The sequence below is a fragment of the Microbacterium sp. genome (genome assembly GCF_051860965.1).
Taxonomy (GTDB): domain Bacteria; phylum Actinomycetota; class Actinomycetes; order Actinomycetales; family Microbacteriaceae; genus Microbacterium.
Genome location: NZ_JBIMKU010000013.1, coordinates 1 through 22,423, shown reverse-complemented (window position 1 = coordinate 22,423; position 22,423 = coordinate 1). Strand labels below are relative to the sequence as shown.

The 22,423-nt window shown below is 70.2% G+C and carries 22 protein-coding genes; 16 read left to right on the top strand and 6 right to left on the bottom strand.

What is annotated here, in order from left to right:
* Positions 1 to 33 precede the first annotated feature (33 nt).
* On the bottom strand, positions 34 to 606 hold the full coding sequence (locus ACTIFV_RS18540) for a hypothetical protein (RefSeq protein WP_439594285.1): 573 nt from the start codon (positions 604 to 606) through the stop codon (positions 34 to 36).
* 58 nt (positions 607 to 664) lie between these two features.
* Between ACTIFV_RS18540 and ACTIFV_RS18535 the strand changes: the two genes are divergently transcribed.
* The 3 genes from ACTIFV_RS18535 (at position 665) to ACTIFV_RS18525 (ending at position 3,701) form a co-directional block, all read left to right on the top strand.
* Positions 665 to 1,978: a M50 family metallopeptidase gene (locus ACTIFV_RS18535; RefSeq protein WP_439594284.1), complete on the top strand. Its 1,314-nt coding sequence runs from the start codon at positions 665 to 667 to the stop codon at positions 1,976 to 1,978.
* A 74-nt stretch (positions 1,979 to 2,052) separates the two neighbouring features.
* Positions 2,053 to 2,418, top strand: a complete 366-nt coding sequence (locus ACTIFV_RS18530) for a YciI family protein (protein ID WP_439594283.1) — start codon at positions 2,053 to 2,055, stop codon at positions 2,416 to 2,418.
* Positions 2,418 to 3,701 (top strand): RNA polymerase sigma factor, encoded by a 1,284-nt coding sequence (locus ACTIFV_RS18525; RefSeq protein WP_439594294.1) that lies wholly within the window; start codon positions 2,418 to 2,420, stop codon positions 3,699 to 3,701. Before ACTIFV_RS18530 ends, ACTIFV_RS18525 begins: the two co-directional genes overlap by 1 nt.
* A gap of 14 nt (positions 3,702 to 3,715) precedes the next feature.
* Here ACTIFV_RS18525 and ACTIFV_RS18520 read toward each other — a convergent pair whose 3' ends face one another.
* Positions 3,716 to 5,626, bottom strand: a complete 1,911-nt coding sequence (locus ACTIFV_RS18520) for an anthranilate synthase family protein (RefSeq protein WP_439594282.1) — start codon at positions 5,624 to 5,626, stop codon at positions 3,716 to 3,718.
* Between the two features lie 205 nt (positions 5,627 to 5,831).
* On the opposite strand from ACTIFV_RS18520, the gene nhaA reads away from it, so the two are divergent.
* The 4 genes from nhaA to ACTIFV_RS18500 all read left to right on the top strand — a co-directional run bounded on the left by nhaA (position 5,832) and on the right by ACTIFV_RS18500 (position 10,945).
* Positions 5,832 to 7,709 (top strand): Na+/H+ antiporter NhaA, encoded by a 1,878-nt coding sequence (nhaA, locus tag ACTIFV_RS18515; RefSeq protein ID WP_439594281.1) that lies wholly within the window; start codon positions 5,832 to 5,834, stop codon positions 7,707 to 7,709.
* Between the two features lie 9 nt (positions 7,710 to 7,718).
* Positions 7,719 to 8,870, top strand: a complete 1,152-nt coding sequence (ispG, locus tag ACTIFV_RS18510; RefSeq protein WP_439594280.1) for a flavodoxin-dependent (E)-4-hydroxy-3-methylbut-2-enyl-diphosphate synthase — start codon at positions 7,719 to 7,721, stop codon at positions 8,868 to 8,870.
* 207 nt (positions 8,871 to 9,077) lie between these two features.
* Positions 9,078 to 10,253: a benzoate/H(+) symporter BenE family transporter gene (locus ACTIFV_RS18505; RefSeq protein WP_439594279.1), complete on the top strand. Its 1,176-nt coding sequence runs from the start codon at positions 9,078 to 9,080 to the stop codon at positions 10,251 to 10,253.
* 146 nt (positions 10,254 to 10,399) lie between these two features.
* Positions 10,400 to 10,945 (top strand): pyridoxamine 5'-phosphate oxidase family protein, encoded by a 546-nt coding sequence (locus ACTIFV_RS18500; protein ID WP_439594278.1) that lies wholly within the window; start codon positions 10,400 to 10,402, stop codon positions 10,943 to 10,945.
* A 119-nt stretch (positions 10,946 to 11,064) separates the two neighbouring features.
* On the opposite strand, the gene ACTIFV_RS18495 is transcribed toward ACTIFV_RS18500, so the two are convergent.
* Positions 11,065 to 11,703, bottom strand: coding sequence for a pyroglutamyl-peptidase I (locus ACTIFV_RS18495; RefSeq protein ID WP_439594277.1), 639 nt, complete (start codon positions 11,701 to 11,703; stop codon positions 11,065 to 11,067).
* A 51-nt stretch (positions 11,704 to 11,754) separates the two neighbouring features.
* Between ACTIFV_RS18495 and ACTIFV_RS18490 the strand changes: the two genes are divergently transcribed.
* Genes ACTIFV_RS18490 through ACTIFV_RS18475 form a run of 4 tightly spaced genes read left to right on the top strand, consistent with a single transcriptional unit; the run spans position 11,755 to position 15,213 of the window.
* Positions 11,755 to 12,291: an RNA polymerase sigma factor gene (locus ACTIFV_RS18490; protein WP_439594276.1), complete on the top strand. Its 537-nt coding sequence runs from the start codon at positions 11,755 to 11,757 to the stop codon at positions 12,289 to 12,291.
* Positions 12,288 to 12,926, top strand: a complete 639-nt coding sequence (locus ACTIFV_RS18485) for a hypothetical protein (protein ID WP_439594275.1) — start codon at positions 12,288 to 12,290, stop codon at positions 12,924 to 12,926. The genes ACTIFV_RS18490 and ACTIFV_RS18485 overlap by 4 nt, the downstream gene beginning before the upstream one ends.
* Positions 12,927 to 12,955: 29 nt before the next feature.
* The gene (locus ACTIFV_RS18480) at positions 12,956 to 13,447 is read left to right on the top strand and encodes a hypothetical protein (protein WP_439594274.1); all 492 of its coding nucleotides are present in this window, start codon (positions 12,956 to 12,958) and stop codon (positions 13,445 to 13,447) included.
* A gap of 11 nt (positions 13,448 to 13,458) precedes the next feature.
* On the top strand, positions 13,459 to 15,213 hold the full coding sequence (locus ACTIFV_RS18475; RefSeq protein ID WP_439594273.1) for a proline--tRNA ligase: 1,755 nt from the start codon (positions 13,459 to 13,461) through the stop codon (positions 15,211 to 15,213).
* A gap of 19 nt (positions 15,214 to 15,232) precedes the next feature.
* Here ACTIFV_RS18475 and ACTIFV_RS18470 read toward each other — a convergent pair whose 3' ends face one another.
* The 3 genes from ACTIFV_RS18470 to ACTIFV_RS18460 all read right to left on the bottom strand — a co-directional run bounded on the left by ACTIFV_RS18470 (position 15,233) and on the right by ACTIFV_RS18460 (position 17,642).
* Positions 15,233 to 16,144 (bottom strand): potassium channel family protein, encoded by a 912-nt coding sequence (locus tag ACTIFV_RS18470; RefSeq protein ID WP_439594272.1) that lies wholly within the window; start codon positions 16,142 to 16,144, stop codon positions 15,233 to 15,235.
* Between the two features lie 86 nt (positions 16,145 to 16,230).
* Positions 16,231 to 16,740 (bottom strand): pyridoxamine 5'-phosphate oxidase family protein, encoded by a 510-nt coding sequence (locus ACTIFV_RS18465; RefSeq protein WP_439594271.1) that lies wholly within the window; start codon positions 16,738 to 16,740, stop codon positions 16,231 to 16,233.
* A gap of 47 nt (positions 16,741 to 16,787) precedes the next feature.
* Entirely contained in the window at positions 16,788 to 17,642 is an 855-nt protein-coding gene (locus ACTIFV_RS18460) for a DUF1206 domain-containing protein (RefSeq protein ID WP_439594270.1), read from the bottom strand.
* 48 nt (positions 17,643 to 17,690) lie between these two features.
* Here ACTIFV_RS18460 and ACTIFV_RS18455 point away from each other — a divergent pair, with 48 nt between their 5' ends.
* The 5 genes from ACTIFV_RS18455 to ACTIFV_RS18435 all read left to right on the top strand — a co-directional run.
* Positions 17,691 to 18,743, top strand: a complete 1,053-nt coding sequence (locus ACTIFV_RS18455; protein WP_439594269.1) for a TIGR00730 family Rossman fold protein — start codon at positions 17,691 to 17,693, stop codon at positions 18,741 to 18,743.
* A gap of 69 nt (positions 18,744 to 18,812) precedes the next feature.
* Positions 18,813 to 20,630: a lipase family protein gene (locus ACTIFV_RS18450; protein ID WP_439594268.1), complete on the top strand. Its 1,818-nt coding sequence runs from the start codon at positions 18,813 to 18,815 to the stop codon at positions 20,628 to 20,630.
* Between the two features lie 103 nt (positions 20,631 to 20,733).
* Positions 20,734 to 21,720 carry a transcription termination factor NusA gene (gene nusA / locus ACTIFV_RS18445; protein WP_439594267.1) on the top strand — a complete coding sequence of 329 codons (987 nt, stop codon included), beginning with the start codon at positions 20,734 to 20,736 and terminating at the stop codon, positions 21,718 to 21,720.
* Between the two features lie 31 nt (positions 21,721 to 21,751).
* Positions 21,752 to 22,003, top strand: a complete 252-nt coding sequence (locus ACTIFV_RS18440) for a YlxR family protein (protein ID WP_439594266.1) — start codon at positions 21,752 to 21,754, stop codon at positions 22,001 to 22,003.
* Between the two features lie 112 nt (positions 22,004 to 22,115).
* Positions 22,116 to 22,423 (top strand): translation initiation factor IF-2 N-terminal domain-containing protein (locus ACTIFV_RS18435; RefSeq protein ID WP_439594293.1); only part of this gene is annotated, 308 nt, incomplete at its 3' end.

Below are 22,423 nucleotides of genomic sequence, written 5' to 3'. Positions count from 1 at the left end.
CCCGCAGCGCGGGTCGGTCAGGAGTGGTGCGGCTCAGGCCGCCGCGACGACGACGGGAGGACCCCGCCGGGAGACATCCGACGGACGGATGCTCGTGCGGGCTCGCGCGGGCTCCTCGACCGGTGCCGCGGGGACGGCGTGCGCGGTGCGGGCGAGGATGACGACGAGGGGCCGCAGGAGCCGGACGAGCCCTGCGGCGATGGCACGCAGCATCCACTCTCCGCGCGCGATCACGAGGATCGTGACGATCGCCGCGATGACGTGAGCGCCCGTCATGACCGGGTCGGGCACGAGGTCGAGCGTTCCGCCGAGCGCGTGCGCTGCGCCGTGGACGTGGCCCCCGGCTGCGGGATCCAGCCCCGCAGTCAGAGCGAACGTGACGTGCAGCAGCAGCTGCGCGAGCACCACGGTGATCGAGATCCGCAGGAGCGAGAGCGAACGGCCGGCGAGCAGCACGGCGAACGGCGCCGCGAGCACCGTCACGACGACGACGATCCACGGGCTCGGGGCATCGCCGCCGCCGAAGGTGTGCGAGACGGATGCGGTCCATACCGCCACGGCGGCCGCCGCCGTTCCGCGCAGCGCGCGCAGCTGTCTCGAGGTCATCCCTCCCAGGCTAGATGCTCTGGGCGAACTCGTAGCTCCGCGCGGGTACGGTGTGCGTGTGGAGATCATCGCGTTCATCATCGGCGTCGCGCTGTTCGTCGTCGGGCTGGCCGTGTCGATCGCGCTTCACGAGATCGGGCACCTCGTGCCGGCCAAGAAGTTCGGCGTGCGCGTCGGACAGTACATGATCGGCTTCGGGCCGACGCTGTGGTCGCGCAAGATCAATGGCACGCAGTACGGCATCAAGGCGCTGCCGATCGGCGGCTACATCTCGATGGCGGGCATGTATCCGCCCTCTCCGCGCGAGGGCGTGGCCGGCGGCGGCTTCTTCGCGACCATGGTCCAGGATGCGCGCGAGGCCAACGACGAGACGATGCTGACCGACCACGATACGCACGTGTTCTACCGGCTCCCGGTGTGGAAGCGCGTCATCATCATGCTCGGCGGCCCCGTCATGAACTTCCTCTTCGCGATCGTGCTGTTCGCGATCCTGCTGAGCGGCATCGGCGTGCAGACGGCGACGACGACCGTCGCGAGTGTGAGCGAGTGCGTCATCCCGGCCGACGCCGACCGCACCGACTGCGCGGCATCCGATCCCGTCGCGCCGGCCGCAGAGGCGGGCATCCAGCCGGGAGACGTCATCGTCTCGATCGACGGCGCTCCGGTGTCGGACTTCACCGACGTCTCCGCGATCATCCGCGAGTCCGCCGGCAAGGAGCTCGCGATCGTCATCGCGCGCGACGATCAGGAGCAGACCGTCCGCCTCACTCCCGCGTCCGCGACGCGCCCGGAGACCGATGACCGGGGATATCCGGTCGTCGACGCGAACGGCGACACGCAGTACGTCGAGGTCGGCTTCGCCGGTGTCGGTCCGACCGTCGAGTACGTGAGGCAGCCGATCTGGTCGGGGCCGCAGGCGGCCGTCGACAACGTGGGCGCCGTCGCCGCCGTCATCTGGCAGCTCCCCGTGCGGGTGTACGACACGGCGGTGGACCTCTTCACCGGCCAGCCGCGGGATCCGAACGGACCCCTGAGCCCCGTCGGCGCCGGGCGGCTCGCCGGCGACGTCGCCGCGGCGGATGCTCCGATCCTCAACCGTGTGGCGGGATTCCTCGGGCTCCTGGCATCCCTCAACATCGCCCTCTTCGTCTTCAACCTCATCCCGCTCCTGCCGCTCGACGGGGGCCACATCGTGGTCGCCCTGTGGGACGGCATCAAGCGGACGTGGGCGAAGATCTTCCGTCGACCGCCGCCCAAGCCCGTCGATGCGACGCGGCTGGTGCCCGTCACCTTCATCGTCGTCATCGCCCTCGTCGTGATGGGCGGCATCCTGATCCTCGCCGACCTCTTCAACCCGGTGTCGCTTTTCTGAGCGGCGATGTCGAAATCGGGGTTGCCCGTTCGCTGAAGGAATGAAACGGTTCCCCTGACGAAAGGACCACGACCGTGAAGTACGTCATCATGTTCACTTCGACTCCCGAACTCGACGCGGCTGTGCCGCCGGAGCGCGCGCAAGAGGTCTATGGCCGCGTCTACCAGTGGTTCGAGGAGCACGGACCGAAGTTCGCCGACTCGGGCGCGGAGCTCCAGCCGGTCACGACGGCGACCACCGTGCGCCACGGCGCGGACGGGCCGGTCGTCGTCGATGGTCCCTTCACCGAAGCGCGCGAGGCGGTGGGCGGCTTCTCGATCATCGAGGTCGACGACCTCGACGCCGCGCTCGCGCTCGCGCGCACCTGGCCCATGCTCGACCTGCCCGGCACCTCGGTCGAAGTGCGGCCGATGGTGACCGACTACAGCCAGTTCGAGTGATGGATCCGGATGCCGCGGCTGCCGGCCCCGCAGGCGGCGCCGCGGCATCCGGTTCCCGCGCCGGCGGGGACCTGGTCTCGGATGCCATCCTCGCGCATGTCGTGCGCGAGGAGTCCGGGCGCATCGTCGCGGCGCTGACGGCGTCGCTGCGCAGCCTCGACCTCGCCGAGGAATCGGTCGCGGAGGCGATCGTCGAGGCCCTGCGCGAATGGCGCGTGCGCGGCATCCCGCCGAATCCAGGCGCATGGCTCACGCAGGCGGCACGGCACAACGCACTCGATCGGCTGCGCCGCGAGCAGCGCTTCCGCGATCGGATGCCGCTCCTGGCCGAGCCCGAGGCTCTCATCGACACGGACGCCGAGGCCCAGACGGACGAGCGGCTGCCGCTGCTGTTCGGCTGCTGCCACCCCGCCCTGTCGGCCGACGCGCAGCTCGCGCTCACCCTGCGGGCCGTCTGCGGCCTGACGACCGACCAGATCGCCCGTGCGACCCTCTCAGCGTCGACCACCATCGGGCAGCGCATCTCGCGCGCGAAGCGCAAGATCGGCGCTGCCGGCATCCCGATCCGCGTGCCCGAGGGCGCCGAGCGGAGCGAGCGACTCGACATCGTGCTGACGGTGATCTCGACGATGTACAGCGAGGCTCACCTGCTGGCGGGGGCGGATGCCGCGGCCGACCGCGATCTGGCGGAGGACGCCCTGTGGCTTGCGAAGGTCGTCGCCGACGCGCTTCCGAAGGAGGCGGAGGCCCACGGGCTGGTCGCCCTGCTGCTGTTCCACCGCGCTCGCGAGGGGGCGCGCGCCGTCGACGGCGACCTCGTGCTGCTCGCGGACCAGGACCGCTCGAAGTGGGAGCCGCGGCAGCTCGGCGATGCACGTGCGGCGCTGATGACTGCGGCGATGCTGCGCCGCCCCGGACGCTGGCAGCTGCAGGCGGCCATCGCCGCGTGTCACGCCGACGCCGCGACCTCGGCCGAGACCGACTGGCTGCAGGTGCTGACGCTGTACGACATGCTGCTCGCCTACGATCGCTCGCCGATCGTGCGGCTCAATCGCGCGGTCGCCCTCCTGCGGGTGGCGGGGCCGGATGCCGCGCTCGCCGAACTGGACGACCTCGCGGCAGCGCTCGCGGGCTTCCATCTCTGGCACGCGGTGCGCGCCGCGGCGCTGCGAGAAGCGGGCCGTGCGGACGAGGCGATGACGGAGGACCTCGCTGCCCTCGAGCTCACCGCCAACGAGGCCGAGCGGCGCCTCCTGCGTTCCCGCGTCGCAGGGGAGCGCTGAGCAGGGGCCTCCGGCTACTCGACCGCGGGGGAGTCGGCGAGAGCGTGGGTCACGAGCCGCTCGAGCGTCGTCATGCCGTCGCGCGACAGGATCGACTCCAGGTGCCCCTGCACCGACGCGAAGCCCGGCCCGCGCAGCGCGTAGACGTCGCCCGACGCGTCGGCTGCCACATCCGCCTCTCCGATCCGCGAGGTGCCGGCGTGCACCCGCGCGGTGAAGGTGTTGTAGAAACCGATGGATGCCGGTTCGCCGAACACGTCGACGGTCTTCTGCAGCCCCTGATGCGGCGTCCCGAGCGGTGCGAGCTCGATCCCGAGCGAATCGGCGAGGATCTGGTGGCTGAGGCACACGGCCAGGAGCGGCCGCCCCGACGCGCGGCGTCGAGCGACGACATCCCGCATCCGGCGCATCCGCGCGCTGCCGGGGTCCCGCGGGTCGCCCGGTCCGGGGCCGGAGACGACCAGCTCGGCGTCTTCGATCTGCCGATCGGTCACGGCGTCCCAGGGCACGATCTCGACGTCGAGTCCGAGGTGGCGCAGCTGGTGAGCGAGCATCGTCGTGAAGCGGTCCTCGGCGTCGACGACGACCGCCGATCGACCCGCGAACGGCCCCGCGCCGGCCGCCTGCGGATCGAGCCAGAAGGCCGCGAGCCGCGCGTTGCGTGATGCGAGCAGCGCGGCGATCTCGGGATCGTCGGCGAGGGCGCGGCGCTCGACAGCGGGCTCGTCCTCGTCGATGGATGCCGCCACCGCCGTGTCGCGGGGGATCGCGCCGATCGCCCCGAGCACGCCCGCCGCCTTGCCGTGCGTCTCGCTCACTTCGCCGTACGGGTCGGAGTGCCGCACGAGCGTCGCGCCGACGGGCACGCGGAGGCGTCCGTCCTGCAGATAGGCCGTGCGGATGAGGATCGGCGCATCGAGATCGTGCGACGGCTCCCCGGACTCGGCCGACGCGCGCGGCGTGAACAGCGCGGCGACGCCCGAGTAGTAACCGCGTGGCGTCGTCTCGTGCCGGGTGATGACCGTGCACGCGTTCTGCATGGGCGAGCCGGTGACGGTCGGTGCGAACATCGTCTCGCGCAGGATGTCGCGCGGGTCGAGCCGACTGCGCCCGCGCAGCACGTACTCCGTGTGCGTGAGGCGCGACATCTCCTTGAGGTGCGGGCCGGTGATGCGACCGCCGTCGGAGCACACGGCGCTCATCATCTTGAGCTCTTCGTCGACGACCATGAAGAGCTCTTCGGTCTCCTTCGTCGAGCGCAGGAACTCCGTGAGCGTCTCGGCCGTCGCGCCACCGGCAGGGTGGCGGAAGGTGCCCGAGATGGGATTCATCGTCACGATGCCGGCCCGCGCGCTCACGTGCGCCTCGGGACTCGCGCCGACGGCGACGTGGCCGGGTGTCACGACCGCGAACGTCCAGTAGGCGCCGCGTTCGTGCTCGAGGAGCGCGCGGAACCACGTCAGTGCGGCGGTGGCGGCATCCATCGCCACCTCGGCCGTGAAATCGCGGCGGATGACGAAGTTGGCGCCCTCGCCGCGACCGATCTCATCGGCGATGACCCGACGCACGATGTCGGCGTAGTCGTCGTCGGCGATGTCGAAGCCCGCGTTCTCGAGCGGGACCGCCGCGGCGGGCAGCTGCGCGATCGCCTCCGCGCGGGGGATCGCGACGTGATCGTCGACGACGAGGCAGCGCAGGGGAGCGCCGTCATCGTGCGAAGCGAAGCCGCGCTCGCGCACCTGGCGGAAGGGCACGAGCGCGAGCACCTCCCGCGGCGCCCCGTCGGCCGAGAGCAGGGGGATGTCGGCGAGCAGATCGACGTCGACGACGTCGCCCGTGAGCACCTCGACGGTCTCGCCGTCGCGCGCGATGAGGGCGAACGGGATGCCGCGCGCAGCCAGTCCGATGATCGAGACGTTGTTCATCGTCGGTCTTTCGTCGTGCGGGCGGGTCACTCCACGAAAGAGACCGCCCGGGGGCGGTCTGTGGTCGCTCGAACACACCGCCTAGGAGGCGGGCCACCAGGAGCTGTTCGAGAGCATGCGCCGAAACTATCACAGGGCCCGGCCCGCGCCCGCGGCGGCGGCGCTACGGTGAGACGCACACGAGTTCCCCGACCCGAGGATGAGGATGACTCAACTGCCCATCGTCGCGAGCTCCACCGCGTCCGAGCCGGAGCGCCGGCATCCGTCGATCGCCGACAAGGTCCGCGCGCTCGGCGAGGCCCGCATCGGCGCCCTGCTGCTCGTCATCGCGACGCTCGTCGCGATCGTCTGGGCCAACGTCTCGTACCCGTCGTATCACGACTTCTGGGACACCCACCTGACGGTCGGCGTCGGCGACATCCAGCTCGACTTCACACTGCACGCGCTCGTCAACGACGCCCTCATGGCGATCTTCTTCTTCACCGTCGGGCTCGAGGTGCGCCGCGAGTTCGCCATCGGCGAGCTGACGAGCTGGTCCCGCGCCGCCGTGCCGGTCTTCGCCGCGATCGCGGGACTCGTCGTGCCGGCCGCGCTGTTCCTGCTCATCGCGAACGGGTCGGGGCAGGAGCACGCGTGGGGGGTGGTCATCTCGACCGACACGGCGTTCCTCGTCGGGGCGCTCGCGCTCGTCGGGCCGCGGGTCTCGGGGCGGCTCCGGGTCTTCCTGCTCGCGCTCGCCGTCGTCGACGACATCGGGGCGCTCAGCATCATCGCGCTGTTCTACACCGCGAACTTCGATCCGATGCCGCTGATCGTCGCCGCGATCGGCCTCGCGGGCATCTACTTCACGCGGTACATGCGCAAGGGACGCGGGCTGATGTATGCGACGCTCGCGATCATCGTGTGGCTCGCGTTCCTGGCGTCGGGAGTCCACCCGACTCTTGCGGGTGTCGCGATCGCCCTGCTCGTGCCCGTCTACCGCCCCAACCGCCGCGACGTCGAGCAGGCTCTCGAGCTCGCGCGCACGTTCCGCCAATCGCCCAACAGCGAATACGCGCGGCTCGCTGCCAACAGCCTGCGCGAATCGATCTCGATCAACGAGCGTCTGACCTCGGCCTACGCCCCGTACGTCGCCTACGTCATCCTTCCGCTGTTCGCCCTCGCCAACGCCGGCGTGCAGCTCTCTCCCGAGATCCTGGCGGGGGCGCTCGTCTCGCCGCTCACGTGGGCGATCGTGGTCGGGCTCGTCGTCGGCAAGTTCGTGGGCGTCTTCGGCTCGGCGTTCATCATGAAGGTGTTCAAGCTGGGCGAGTTCGGCACGGGGCTCACGCTCGACCGCATCGCCGGCGGTGCCGCACTCTGCGGGATCGGGTTCACGATCTCCCTGTTCATCATCGATCTCGCGATCGACGACGACGCCGCAGCGAACGAGGCGCGGGTCGGGGTGCTCGCGGCATCCGTCATCGCCTTCGCACTCGGCGCCATCCTCTTCCGCATCTCGGACGCCCGCCGCCCCGACGACGACGGCGGCCGCACGCTCGCGCGGCCGGTCGACCCCAAGCGCGATCACTTCTACGGCGACCTGAACGCTCCGCTCCAGATCGTCGAGTACGGCGACTACCAGTGCCCCTTCTGCCTCAAGGCCTCCGGCTCGATCGAAGAGGTGCGCACGCAGCTGGGCGACCGGCTGCTCTACGTGTGGCGGCATGCACCGCTCGAGCGCGTGCATCCCAACGCCCTCGCCGGCGCCGAGGCCGCCGAGGCCGCGGGGATGCAGGGGAAGTTCTCGGAGTACGCCAAGAGCCTGTTCGCCGACCAGGAGCACCAGCTGCCGTCCGACATCGTCCGGCGTGCGCGGGATCTCGGTCTCGACGTGGACAGATTCGAGGCCGACCTCACCAGCCCGGTCGTCACCAACCGCGTGCGCGACGATGTGCTGGACGCCGAGGCCATGGACATCACGGGAGTGCCGACGTTCTTCGTCAACGGTGTGCGCCACACCGGCCCGTTCGATGCGCAGACACTCATCCGCGCGCTCGAGGAGACCGCGCCGTCGAGCCCTCGCCCAGGTCCTGCGGCGTAGGCTGGTGACGTGCCAGCAGTCAATCTCGGGATGCCCCGCGTGCCCGACGTTCTCTCTCCCCGTCGCAAGTCGCGCCAGATCAAGGTCGGCAAGGTCCTCGTCGGCGGAGACGCGCCCATCAGCGTCCAGTCGATGTGCACGACGCCGACGACGAACATCAACGCGACGCTGCAGCAGATCGCGGAGCTGACGGCATCGGGCTGCGAGATCGTGCGCGTCGCCGTGCCCTCGCAGGACGACGCCGATGTGCTCCACATCATCGCGAAGAAGTCGCAGATCCCGGTGATCGCCGACATCCACTTCCAGCCGAAGTACGTCTTCCAGGCGATCGACGCCGGCTGTGCCGCCGTCCGAGTGAACCCCGGAAACATCCGCAAGTTCGACGATCAGGTCGGCGCCATCGCGGCTGCCGCAAAAGCCGCGGGCGTATCGCTGCGCATCGGCGTCAACGCGGGATCGCTCGACCCGCGTCTGCTGGAGAAGTACGGCAAGGCGACTCCCGAAGCGCTCGCCGAGAGCGCGCGGTGGGAGGCCTCCCTCTTCGAAGAGCACGACTTCCACGACTTCAAGATCTCGGTCAAGCACAACGACCCGATCGTCATGGTCAAGGCGTACCGCCTGCTGGCCGAGATGGGCGACTGGCCCCTGCACCTCGGCGTGACCGAAGCGGGCCCCGCGTTCCAGGGCACGATCAAGTCGGCGACCGCTTTCGGCATCCTGCTCTCCGAGGGCATCGGCGACACGATCCGCGTCTCGCTCTCGGCCCCGCCCGCCGAAGAGGTCAAGGTCGGTCACCAGATCCTGCAGTCGCTCAATCTGCGCGAGCGCAAGCTCGAGATCGTCTCGTGCCCCTCCTGCGGTCGCGCACAGGTCGACGTCTACTCGCTGGCCGACAGCGTGACCGAGGGGCTCAAGGACGTCACGGTGCCCCTGCGCGTCGCCGTCATGGGCTGCGTCGTGAACGGTCCGGGCGAGGCGCGAGAGGCCGACCTCGGCGTCGCATCCGGCAACGGCAAGGGGCAGATCTTCGTCAAGGGCCAGGTCGTCAAGACCGTTCCCGAGGCCGACATCGTGCAGACCCTCATCGAAGAGGCGCGCCGCATCGCCGACGAGATGGGTCCGGATGCCGCGATCGGCACCGCCCAGGTCGTCACGAGCTGATCTCCGCTGCTTCCCATCGCGCCCGCCGTGCGGGGCGCGCATTTCGGTCGGAGGATCCGCGTTCGGTCGGAGGATTCGGCTCCGATCCTCCGACGCAAGGCACATCCTCCGACCGAACGTCGAGGTCGCTGACCGCGTTCCACCGCCTGGTCGGTGGCCCGGTCGTCCGCCGACGGCGCGAGCGCGCACGGCTCTAGACTCGGCCGAGTGACCGCACCCGGACCGATCTCGCGCCCCATCGTGGCGGGCATCGTGACGGCGCTCGTCGGTGTCACGAGCTCCTTCGCCGTCGTGCTGACCGGGCTGCGCGCCGTGGGGGCCACGCCTGCGCAGGCGGCGAGCGGACTCCTTGCGCTGTGCATCCTGATGGGCGTCGCCGCGATCGTGCTCGCCACGCGATACCGGATGCCGATCACCGTCGCCTGGTCGACTCCGGGCGCTGCCCTGCTCGCTTCGACGGGAGCGATCGAAGGGGGATGGCGGGCGGCTGTCGGCGCATTCCTCATCGTCGCCGCACTCATCCTGCTGACGGCGGTATGGCCGCAGCTCGGACGCCTCATCGCCCGCATCCCGCCTTCCATCGCGCAGGCGATGCTCGCCGGCGTTCTTCTTCCGCTCTGCCTCGCGCCCGTCGGCGGTCTCGTCGCGAACCCGTGGGGTGTCGCGCCGGTCATCGTCACGTGGCTGGTGTTCGCGCGGCTCGCGCCACGGTGGGCCGTGCCGCTCGCATTCGTGGCGGCATCCATCGTCGTCACCGTCCACCTCGTGACGACCGGCGCGTCCGTCGACCCGTCGCTGCTGCTGCCGCGGCTCGAGTTCACGGCGCCCACCTTCACCGTCGGGGCGCTCGTCGGAGTCGCTCTTCCGCTCTTCCTCGTGACGATGGCGTCGCAGAACGTCCCGGGTGTCGCGATCATGCGCAGCTACGGATACGAGGTGCCCTGGCGTCCGGCGATGCTCGTGACGGGTCTCGGCTCCGCACTGGGCGCGTCGGCGGGTGGGCACGTCATCAACCTCGCGGCGATCAGCGCGGCGCTGTCGGCGGCACCCGAGGCCGAGCCCGATCCCGCTCGGCGCTGGATCGCCGCCGCGTCATCGGGCGTCTCGGGCATCGTGCTGGGTGGACTGTCGGCCGTGCTCGTCGCGCTCGTCGTGCTCGCCCCCGAGGGTGTGATCCCGGCGGTCGCGGGCCTCGCTCTGCTCGCGGCGTTCGGGTCGGCCGTGCAGCAGGCGATCGATGACCCGGGGGAGCGGATGCCGGCCGTCGTGACGTTCCTCGTCGCGGCGTCGGGTGTCGCGATCCTGGGTGTCAGCGCCGCCTTCTGGGCGCTCGTGGCGGGACTCGTCGTGCGGACGGTGCTGCATCTCGGGCGCCGCGGTTGACCCCCGTCGCGTTCGGCGCGACGGGGGGCGCCGAAAGTCGGAGATGTACTGAAACGAGGAGCGTGTCGACCCGATCGCTCCGGATCTCGGCACATCTCCTGGTCTCGGCACGATCGACGGGCGACGCGCGCTCGTAGACTCGGGCCATGGGCAAGGTCTTCGAATCGATCGACGAGGGTCTCGCGGCCTGGCTCGCCGAGCAGCACGTGTTCTTCGTCGCGACGGCTCCGCTGTCGAGCGACGGGCATATCAACGTCTCACCTCGGGGAACCGACAGCCTCAGCGTGCTCGACGACCACACCGTCGCGTGGCTCGACCTCACCGGGAGCGGGGCCGAGACGATCGCGCATCTGACCGAGAACGGCCGTATCTGCCTCATGTTCTGCTCGTTCGACGCGCGACCGCGCATCGTGCGGCTGCACGGTCGCGGGCGCGTCGTGCTGCCGGGTGACGAGCTCTTCGCGCGGGTCGAGTCGGAGCATCCCGGACACGTCGGAGCGCGTGCCGTGATCGTCGTGGACGTCACGCGCGTCGCCGACGCGTGCGGGTGGGGTGTTCCGATCATGGAGTTCGTCGAGGAGCGCGACGTCATGCGTCCCTGGGCCGAGAAGAAGGGCCCCGAGGGGATCGCGAGGTATCAGGCGCAGAAGAACGCGCGATCGATCGACGGCCTCCCCGCGCTCGCGCCGTAGTCATGGCACTTCGTGTCACCTTCATCGCGGGACGCGTGAGGAGGGGGCGCATCCCGTCCCCATCAGGGCTCGGACGACGCAGTTCGTGACACCCACTTCCGCGGCGCGCAGTCTGGCTCTCAGCTCAGCGACCCGCCTACGGCGCTGAGGTCGACCGTCGTCGACAGGGTCGTGCGCACCGTGATCTCGAGCGCCGTCGCGATGTCGCGGAGGGGGAGGGATGCCGCGCCCGCCGGGGCGTGCTCTGCATCCCATGGCACGTGCACGAACCCGGCGCGAACGCCCGGACGTGCGGCGGCGAGCTCGAGCGCGTGGAAGAACACGTGGTTGCACACGAACGTGCCGGCGGAGTGCGAGAGCTCGGCCGGGATGCCGGCATCCGTCACCGCCTTGACGATCGCCTTCGCGGGCACGCTCGCGAAGCGCGCATCGGGAGCGCCGTCGATGCTGCGCTCGTCGCTCGGCTGTGCGCCGTCGTTGTCGGGGATGCGCGCGTCGACGAGGTTCACGGCCACGCGCTCGATGCCGACCGCGCTGCGGCCCCCCGCGAGACCCGCTGCGATGACGACGTCGGGCGCGTGCTCATCGACCAGATCGCGGAGTATCTCGGGTGCTCCCGCGAAGGTGACGGGGAGAACCGCCGTCACCAGCAGCTCAGGGCCGCTCCATCGCGACGCTACGAGATGGACCGCCTCGCCTGACGGATTGGAGCCGTCACCGGCGAACGCCTCGAATCCCGTCAGCAGCACCGTCGTCATCCATCCACAGTAGGTCGTGAACCGATCCGCCGATGCCGGACACTACTGGTCATGGGCGATGACGACGCGGCGCTGTGGGCGAGGGTCACGACGGGCGATGATTCCGCGCTGGCGACCCTGTTCGACCTCCATGAGGCCCGGCTGTTCCGTCACGCGTGCCGCATGCTGACGTCGCGTGAGGACGCGAAGGATGCCGTCACCATCGCGTTCTTCGAGCTCTGGCGCAAACGCGAGTCGGTACGTCTCGTCGACGGCTCGCCGGTGCCGTGGCTGGTCAACACCGTGGCCCACTCGGCGCGCAACCTCGAACGGTCCGGTCGCCGCTACCGCGCGCTGCTCGCGCGCACGCCCGCCGCCGTGCCGGCGCCGGCGCCGTCCGGACCGGACGAGACGGGTGTGATGGCGGCGCTCCGGCGCCTGCCGGCACGCGAGCAGAGCGTCATCGTGCTGACGGTGATCGAGGGCTACCCCGAACGCGCTGCCGCCGAGACACTCGGGATACCTGTCGGCACGGTGAAGTCACGCCTGGCACGGGCGAAGGCGAAGCTCCGAGACGAGATGGCCGCGCTGGAGGTGGCCTGGACATGAGCGACGACCGACTCACTCCCCGCGAGCACGACGAACTGCGTGACCTCGTGCTCGCGGGCACTCATCGGATCAAGCCGGTGGGTGCCCACCGCATGCAGATCATCGCGGCGTCCGTCGCCCTCGTGCTGGTCGCCGGTGTCACGGGCGGCGCGATCGCGACGGCGACGATGCTCGGTTCCGCTCCCGTCACGCCCGCCGTCACATCGACGCCCGCGCCCAGTCCGTCGTCGACTTCACGCCCCACGCCGACCACGTCGCCGACACCGACTGAGGCGCCCAACCCCCGCAAAGAGGCATACGAGGCTGAGATCGCCGCGTGGCCCGAAGCGCTCCCGCCCGGCTACTCATGGCCCGCATGGGACGACTTGCCGCACGCCGGCGGCTTGTACGGCCTCCAGCCTCAGGACAACGCGGCCGGGGTCTATCGATGCATGCTCGTGAGTGCGGCGTGGTTCGCGTACTTCGAGTCGAACGACCCCGTCGCGTCCAAGGATTACGCGATCCGGGCCGATGCGTACCGCCTGCCGGACGATGATCAGTGGACGCCGGCCGTGACGGAGGGCGGAGTGATCATCGACGACCAGCTCTCAAGGGCCAGCGGTCTGTGCCAGGGCATCTCGGGCCCGTTGCCGTAGTTCGCACGGGTTCGCCGTACGATGCGTCGGTGACCCCCCGCACGCGCCTCGCAGCCGTCGTCCTCGCGGCGACGTCCCTGCTGTCGGGGTGCACCGCCGCGGGCGTCGTCGCCCCGGATCCGACCCGCAGCGCCGAGGCGAGTGCACCCGCGGGTGATCGGGCGTTCGGTGGCGACTGCGCGAGCGTGATCTCGCCGCTGGAGCTCGACACCCTTGTCGAGGGTGCGGGCGGAGCCACAGCATCCATCCCCGTCGGCCACCCCGACGGACTCGTCTGCTCCTGGCAGGGTTCGAGTCGTTCGCTCACCGTGAGGGCCATTTCGAAGAGGGATGCCGCGCCCGCCGAGATCGCGCGTCTGACGCTGCCCGAGTGCGATCCGGCGACGGGATTCTGCGGCGGCGGCATCGAGGCCGGCGGCCTGTGGATCGTGGTCGACTTCGGCTTCGTCGAGGGGGAGTGGGAGCCCGTCGTCAGCACCGCCCTCAAGGCCGTTGCCAACGCGGCGGAGGCGCACGGATAGGCTTTACCCTCGTGGTCACCCGTCTTTCAACCTTCTTCCTCCGCACGCTCCGCGAAGACCCGGCCGATGCCGAGGTCACGAGCCACCGGCTGCTCGTCCGCGCCGGCTACATCCGCCGCGCCGCGCCGGGCATCTTCACGTGGCTGCCGCTGGGCCTTCGGGTGAAGGCGAAGATCGAGGCGATCATCCGGGACGAGATGACGAACGCCGGCGCCTTCGAGGTGCACTTCCCGGCGCTGCTGCCGCGCGAGCCCTACGAGGCATCCGGCCGCTGGACGTCGTACGGCGACGGGATCTTCCGCCTGCAGGACCGCCGCGGCGCCGACTATCTGCTCGCTCCGACGCACGAGGAGATGTTCACGCTCCTCGTCAAGGACCTCTACTCGTCGTACAAGGACCTGCCGCTGTCGATCTATCAGATCCAGGACAAGTACCGCGACGAGGCACGCCCCCGGGCCGGCCTTCTTCGCGGCCGCGAGTTCACGATGAAGGACGCCTACTCGTTCGACTACACCGACGAGGGGCAGGATGCCTCGTACATGTCGCAGCGCGACGCATACGAGCGCATCTTCCAGCGTCTCGGCCTCGAGTACGTCATCGTCGCGGCGGACAACGGCCTGATGGGCGGCGCGCGCAGCGAGGAGTTCCTGCACCCGATCGCCGTGGGTGAGGACACCTTCGTGCGCTCGGCCGGCGGCTACGCGGCCAACGTCGAGGCCTTCACGACCGTCGCGCCCGACCCGATCCCGTTCGACGGGCTGCCCGAGCCGGTCATCTTCGACTCGCCCGACACGCCCACGATCGAGACGCTCGTCGCGCACGCGAACGCGCATCTCGACGGCGACCACACCGCGGCCGACACGCTCAAGAACGTCGTCCTGGCGCTGACGCACCTCGACGGCACGCGCGAGCTCGTCATCGTGGGTCTGCCCGGCGACCGCGAGATCGACGACAAGCGCGCCGAGGTCGCCTTCGCACCCGCCGCCGTCGAGGCCGCGACGCCCGAGGACTTCGAGAACAACCCCCTGCTCGTGAAGGGCTACATCGGGCCGTGGTCCGAGACCGGCGCCATCCTCGGGGAGGAGTCGGCCACCGGCATCCGGTACCTCCTCGACCCGCGCGTCGTCGACGGGACGTCCTGGATCACCGGCGCGAACATCGACGAGAAGCACGTGCACTCGCTCGTCGCGGGTCGCGACTTCACCGCTGACGGCTTCGTCGAGGTCTCGAACGTCCGTGCCGGAGACCCGGCCCCCGACGGTTCGGGACCGGTCGAACTCGCGCGCGGCATGGAGATCGGTCACGTGTTCCAGCTCGGCCGCTTCTTCGCCGAGACGCTGGGGCTCAAGGTGCTCGACGAGAACGGCAAGCTCGTGACGGTCACGATGGGCTCGTACGGCATCGGGGTCACCCGCATCCTCGCGATCCTCGCCGAGCTGAACAACGACGAAAAGGGCCTCGTGTGGCCCGAGTCGGTCGCGCCGTTCGACGTGCAGGTCGTCGCTGCGGGGCGGGATGCCGTGGCCTTCGACGTCGCGTCGACGCTCTCGGACGAGCTCGAGGCCGCCGGTCTCGACGTGCTCTACGACGATCGACCGAAGGTCTCGCCCGGAGTCAAGTTCGCCGATGCGGAGCTCGTGGGTGTGCCCTGGATCGTCATCGTGGGCCGTGGCGCGGCCGACGGTCAGGTCGAGCTGTGGGACCGCCGTTCCGGTGACCGCGAGAACGTGTCGGTCGCTGACGCCCTCGCACGCCTCACCGCCTGATCGGGGCGCGCTCGCCGGGTCAGCGGGCGTTCACGAGCTCGCGCAGTTCGGCGGCCATGCGCTCGGATTGGGCGAGGAGGTCGCGCAGGCGAGCCTCGGTCGCAGCCGACGCGGTCGCAGCCGGCTGACCGGCATCCGCACCGGCCGTCACGGCGCCGACGACGGCGCCGGCCGCGAGTCCCTTCGCGGTGTGCTCGGCCGTGGGCTGCATCGAGGCCCCGGGAGCCGGCTCGGCCGCCGGCTCGGCCGAAGCCTCGGCTGCACGCCCCGGGCCGAGGAACAGGTTCGCGAGGTAGCCCGTGAAGGTTCCGAAGATGCCGACGCCGACGACGATGATGAGCGTCCCGATGAGCCTGCCCGCGGTGGTGACGGGATACTGATCGCCGTAGCCGACGGTCGAGATCGTGACGATCGTGTACCAGAGCGCGTCCGACGCGGTCGTGATGTTGGCGCCGTCGGCGTCCTCCTCCACCCAGAGCACGGAGAGGCTGCCGAACTGCAGCACGAGCACACCCATGAGCAGGAGCGTCATGAGCGTCGAGTTCGCGCGATCGTGGACGAGCGTCGTCCAGATCGTGCGCGGGCCGACATCCCGCAGCAGTCGGTAGACCCGCAGCAGGCGGAAGATGCGCAGGATCTTCAACTGCGCGAAGGGCAGGCTCGCGAGGAGGTCCGCCCAGCCGAAGCCGCGGAAGAAGTACCTCGCCGCGGACTCGGCGGTCGCCATGCGGTAGATGAAGTCGCCCAGGAAGATCGCGCTGAACAGTCCGTTCATCACCTGCAGGACGAGCTGCAGCGCCTCATCGCTGCGCAGCGCGTACACCAGCACGAGGTTGGCGATCGAGATGAGCGAAAGGATGCCGATGAAGATCTCGTACGCGGTGTTCTTCAGTTCGGCGCGGGCGCGCGCCTTCGTGCGGTCGCGGGACATGGCTCCTCCTCGGGACAGGATCTCTGACCGCGATCCTGGCGGAGGATCCGCGCCGGCGCTTCCCACTCGGCGGGTGATTCCGCGCGTCAGCAGGTGACGGAGCCGTGCACCATCGTGTCGTCGGGGGTGTCCTTCGTGACGAGCGCCTTGAGCATGCCGGCGGCGGTCGCGAGCTTGCCGTGCCGCGGCTCCCAGAACTCGCATTCGACCGGGGTCACGCGCAGGAGCGTGATGCCCGGCGTGTCGAGACCTTCGTCGAACCAGATGTCGAGGGATGCCGTGTACAGCTCCTCCATCTTCGCGCGGTCGGCGACGGCGCGCGCCTTGCCGGCGACCGAGACGAACCGGAAGCCCTTCGCGTCGAGGTAGGACAGGTTGACGTCGTGATCGGCTTCCGCCTCCTCGACCTTCTTGCTGTCTTCGAGCGTGAAGAACCAGATGTCGCCCTTCTCATCCATCTGGCGTGTGCTCATGGGCCTTGAGACGAGGTTCCCCGCGGCATCCTGCGTCGTCAGCATCGTGAAGTCGATGTCTTCCACGAGCTCCTTCACCCGGGCGATGGCGTCAGGTCCGGTCACTTCTGGTGCGTCGGTCATGATCCCACCCTCGGTCGTGACCGACGCCGCGGGAAGGGGCTTGACAGTCAGAGCCGTGCGTATCGTGCGCGGAAGACGCAGAAGACGCCGTACAGGATGAGCCCGATGCCGACGGCACCCGCCAGCCAAGGGCCGTAGGGCAGCGCCAGGAGCGCCGCGATGGCGGCATCCAGCCCTCCTGCGGCATCCGGATCGACCTTCACCGCCGCGACGAGCAGGAGGACGCCGAGGATCAGGAGCGCGATGCCCTTCGCGATGAACCCCACGATGCCCAGGACCTTGACGCCGTCGCCCAGCGCGCCGGAGGGGATCGACATCTTCTTCTCGAAGCTGCGCAGGACCCCCATCACGACGAACGCGATGCCGCCGATCGCGATGCCGAGCCCGACGGCGCCGAGCACGAAGACGCCGCCGGGGACGACGAGCACTCCGCGGCTGACGACCTGGGCCGCCGAGTCGGCGTCCGGGCGGGCGCCGAGGGCGACGGATGCCGCGAGAACCCCGAGCGCGAGGAAGATCGCCGCCTGCCCCCATTCCGAGACCCGCATGCCCCACTTCGACGCCCGGCGGACGGTCGCGTCCGTCACCACGTCGTCGATCGCGTCGGGCGCGCTGATCGCGCTCGGTCGGGCCAGGACGCCCTCGAGCAGGTGCCACAGGCCCAGCGCCCACAGCGCGATGGCGAGGACCCACAGCACGGCGAAGCCGAGTGGTGCCGCGGCGATCGCCTTGAAGGCGCCCGCCTGATCGGTCTCGCCGTCGCCGCCGAACGTGACGACGAGCACGATCACGCCGATCAGGATGTGGACGAGGCCGTTCGCGGCGTAGCCGCCCCGTGCGGCGAATGTCAGGGCGGGGGTGTTCTTCGCCTCGCGCGCGACACGCCGGGCCTCGGGGTCCATGCGAAAACGATAGGGCCTCGCAGTGCGACGCCGTGACAGGCTGGGAGCATGGCGAGCACGAACCCCATCCCGCCCGAGGTCACCGACGAGCTGCGGGCGACGATCGACGCCGCCGGCATCGCCGAGAACACCGACCTCATCGCGCGGATCCTCGCGACCGGAATCGGATTGGGACTCGACGGCACCGATCGCCTCGACCTCAAGATCACCTCCGCCGCCCTCACCGAGATGCGCGCCGCGTTCCGCCTGTTCGCGCCGTACGACGGCATCCCGAAGGTGACGATCTTCGGTTCCGCGCGCACGCTTCCGGACGACGCGCGATATCGACAGGCGTCGGAGATGGCGGCCGCGCTCGCCGATCGCGGGTGGATGGTCGTGACGGGGGCGGGCCCGGGCATCATGCAGGCGGCCGCCGAAGGCGCCGGCCCCGAGCAGTCGCTGGGCGTGTCCATCCGGCTCCCGTTCGAAGAGAAGCCCAACGCGATCGTCGAGGCGAGCGCGCGAAATGTGGCGATGAAGTACTTCTTCACCCGCAAGCTCATGCTCGTGAAGGAGTCCACCGGGTTCGTCTGCGTGCCGGGCGGCTTCGGCACGCTCGACGAGATGTTCGAGCTGCTCACCCTGCAGCAGACCGGCAAGGCCGAGCCCACGCCCATCGTGCTCCTCGACGAGCCGGGCGGCACGTTCTGGACGGGCCTGAAGCAGTTCGTCGACGATCAGCTCGTGTCGTCGGGCGTGATCTCGCCCGACGACTTCGATCGCGTCTTCGTCACCGATTCGGTCGAGGCGGCGACAGCGGCGATCACCGGTTTCTGGCGCAACTACGACTCGCTGCGCTGGGTGGGCGGCAAGCTGGTGCTGCGGCTCAAGAGCGCGCCGACGGATGCCGAGGTCGCGTCGCTCAACGATCGGTTCGCCGGCCTGCTCGCGAGCGGGCGCATCGAGCGCACCGGGCCGCTGCGCAGCGAGCGCGAGGACGGCGATCGCCTCGACCTGCCGCGACTCGTGATGCGGCTCAACCAGTGGCGTGTGGGCGAGCTGTACCGGCTGATCGGTGCGATCAACGACCTCGAGTCGGCGCCGCGGTCGGCTGCCGGGTAGCCCGGACTCGCGGCCGGACCGCCCACGACGTGGAATCCGGGATCGCCGGCCCGATTTACCATTGATCCGGTGACCGCCCCGCTGCCGACCCGACGCGCTCCGCGGTGGAGCGCGCTTCCGCGGCTGGTCGCGAGCGCACCGCCGGTCGTCCTCGTCGTCGTGGGCGCGCTGGCGCTCCTGCTCGGCATGCTGATCGTCACCCGCCCCCTCACGTCGCTCCTCGTGCTGACGGTCTACATCGGCTTGAGCGCGATCTTCTCCGGTGTCGTCGGCATCGTCGGGTGGCGCGCGAGGTCGTGGCTTCGGCGCGCGTTCTCGCTCGTCTGGGTTGCGGCGGGCCTCGCGATCCTGATCGGCTTCGGGGGGACGCTGGATGCCCTGCCCGCGCTCCTCGCGTTCCTCCTGCTGCTCGGCGGGCTCGCGTCCCTGTTCGACGTCGTGGCCTCCGAGCGTGTGAGCGCTCGCGTGCTCGCCCTCGCGTGGGGCGGCGCGCAGATCGTGTTCAGCATCCTCGCCTTCACGTGGCCCGACGTCACGGTGCTCGTCGTGGCGCTCGTCTTCGGAGTCCGCACGATCGTGTTCGGAGTGGTGACGCTCATCCGCGGAGCTCGCGCGCTCGTCCGTCGCACGGCGCCCGATCCGAAGCCCGCATCGCGCCGCGCGATCGCATGGTCGGCGGCGGGGCGCTATGCGCTCTCGGCCGTCCTCGTGGCGACGGCGGCCGGGGGATGGGCGCTCAACAGCTGGCTCGCCGACGGTGCACCGAACATCGACGCCTTCTACGACCCGCCCGCCGTCGTGCCCTACGAGCACGGTGAGCTCATCCGGGTCGACGACTTCGACGGCGAGCATCCGCCCGGCGCGGATGTGCGCCGCATCCTCTACACGACGCGGGATGCCCTGGGGCAGCCCGCCGTCGCCAGCGCCCTCGTGATCGTGCCCGAGGAACGACGCGCGGGCGCTCGTCCCGTCGTCGCGTGGAATCACGGCACGACGGGGGTCGCCCGTGGATGCGCGCCGAGCCTTCGCGACGCGTCTGCGACACGGTGGGCGATCCCCGCACTGAACGACGCGATCGAGAAGGGCTGGGTCGTCGTCGCGTCCGACTACTCGGGGCAGGGGGCGCCCGGGGTCTTCCCGTACCTGATCGGTCGCGGAGAGGCGCGATCATCGTTGGACGCGGTTCTGGCCGCACGGCAGCTCGAAGGTCTCGCGCTCTCTCCGCGAACGGTCGCGTGGGGGCACTCGCAGGGCGGGCACGCGGCGCTGTGGATGACCAGGATCGCGCCCGAGTACGCGCCGCAGCTCACCGTGGTCGGCACGGCGGTGCTCGCACCGGTGGTCGACCCGCTCGCGCTCGCCCAGGAGGTCGACGTCGACGGCTCGAACCCGCTGCTCTCGATCATCACGTCGTGGGTGCTGGTGCCGTATGCCGACACCTACCCCGACGTGAATCTCGGCGACTACGTCGCGCCCGGCGCCGAGACGATCGTGCGCGAGATGACGCAGCGATGCCCGACGGAGCCCGGCGTCGTCGTGTCCGTCGCGACGAGCCTCGGCGTCTCTGCCGACCGCCCGCTCTACCTCGGCGACCTCACATCGGGGCCGTTGGGGGAGCACCTCGCCGAGAACGCGGCGCAGGGACCGTGGGGCGTGCCGATGCTCGTCGCATGGGGCGATGCCGACGAGGTCATCCCGCCCCGCCTGCAGAGCGAGTTCGTGGAGCGCCTGTGCGCGGAGGGCGAGCGCGTGCGCTGGAGCGCGTACGGCGGGTACGAGCATCTCCCGATCCTGCAGCCGCGGTCGCGGTTCCTGCCGCTGCTCGTCAACTGGACGGACGCCGTGCTGACCGAGAAGGACTATCCGCTCGACGACTGCACGCGTTGAACCCGTCCCGTGCGCTCCCAGGGTCGCCCGGCCCGGCATCGGGTAACGTTGTAGGGTTCCGGCGCGTGCACGCGGCCGGTGAGAGCTGAATAGGGAGGCCATCGTGGACATCGATCTCGGACTGCTGCGGACCGTCGAACGCGAGAAGGAGATCCCCTTCGACGAACTCGTCGGCATCATCGAGCAGGCGATCCTGACCGCCTACGCCAAGCACACCTCGCCCACGGGCGAACTGCCCGAGGGCGCCCGCGCCGAACTCGATCGCAAGACGGGCCATGTCGCGGTCTTCATCCCTCTGCGCGACGACGAAGACGCCGTCATCGGCGAAGAGGAATCGACTCCCGAGGACTTCGGCCGCATCGCCGCGTTCGCCGCGAAGCAGGTCATCAGCCAGCGTCTGCGCGACATCGCCGACGATGCGGTGCTGGGCGAGTTCCGCGGCAAAGAGGGCGACATCGTCGCCGGCGTCGTGCAGCAGGGCCCCAACCCCCGCATGGTGCACGTGGACCTCGGCACGGTCGAGGCGATCCTTCCGCCCGAAGAGCAGGTGCCGAGCGAGGACTACGCCCACGGCGCACGTCTGCGCGTCTACGTCACCTCGGTGTCGAAGGGCACGAAGGGGCCGCAGATCACGGTCTCGCGCACGCATCCCGGGCTCGTCCGCAAGCTCTTCGCCCTCGAGGTTCCCGAGATCGCGAACGGTCTCGTCGAGATCGTGTCGCTCGCGCGCGAGGCGGGGCACCGCACGAAGATCGCCGTGAAGGCGAACGACCCCTCCATCAACGCCAAGGGCGCCTGCATCGGGGAGCTCGGTCGTCGCGTGCGCGCCGTGACCGAGGAGCTGAGCGGCGAGAAGATCGACATCGTCGACTACGACCCCGAGCTCGCGAAGTTCGTCGCCAACGCCCTGTCGCCCGCGAAGGTGTCGTCGGCGTTCATCCTCGACGCGGGATCCAAGGCCGTGCGCGCCCTCGTTCCCGACTACCAGCTGTCGCTCGCGATCGGCAAAGAGGGCCAGAACGCGCGCCTCGCCGCCAAGCTGACGGGTGCCAAGATCGACATCCAGCCCGACAGCGTCCTCGACGACTAGTCGGCGCGCCCGTACAGGGCGGAGGTGTAACATGGAACCCGTACGAACGTGTGTCGGTTGCCGCGCGCGTGCTCCCCGGTCCGCCCTGTTGAGGGTGGTTCGCGTCGATTCCTCTCTCATCCCCGATGTGCGAGCCTCGATGCCCGGACGAGGCGCGTGGGTGCACGAGACATCCGAGTGCATGGATGCCGCGATCCGGCGCCGTGCCTTCGTGCGAGCACTGCGCGCGTCAGGCCCGCTTGACACGCAGACCCTTTCAGAACACCTCCAGCGAAACGGCTGAACGGCTATGGAATCAAAGTGAACGGCTCGAGATGAGTCCCGTCCGCGACTAACGGTCTGCCCTGCCTGGGTGGACCCCAGACAGGAGAATTGTGGCTAACGCCAAACCCCGCGTGCATGAGATCGCCTCCGAACTCGGCGTCGACAGCAAGGTGGCACTCGCCAAGCTGAAGGAGCTCGGCGAGTTCGTCAAGAGCCCCTCGTCCACCATCGAGCCCCCCGTGGCTCGCAAGCTCCGCGCGGCCCTCGAGGCCGACGGCGCATCGAAGCCGGCAGCGGCCCCCGCGGCTGCGTCGCCGGCCGCTCCCGCGCGCCCCGCGGCCCGTCCGGGTCCCGCACGTCCGACCCCCGCCCCGGCCGCACCCGCGGCTCCCGCGGCTCCCGCGGCCGAGGCTCCGGCTGCTCCCGCGCCCGCCGCGCC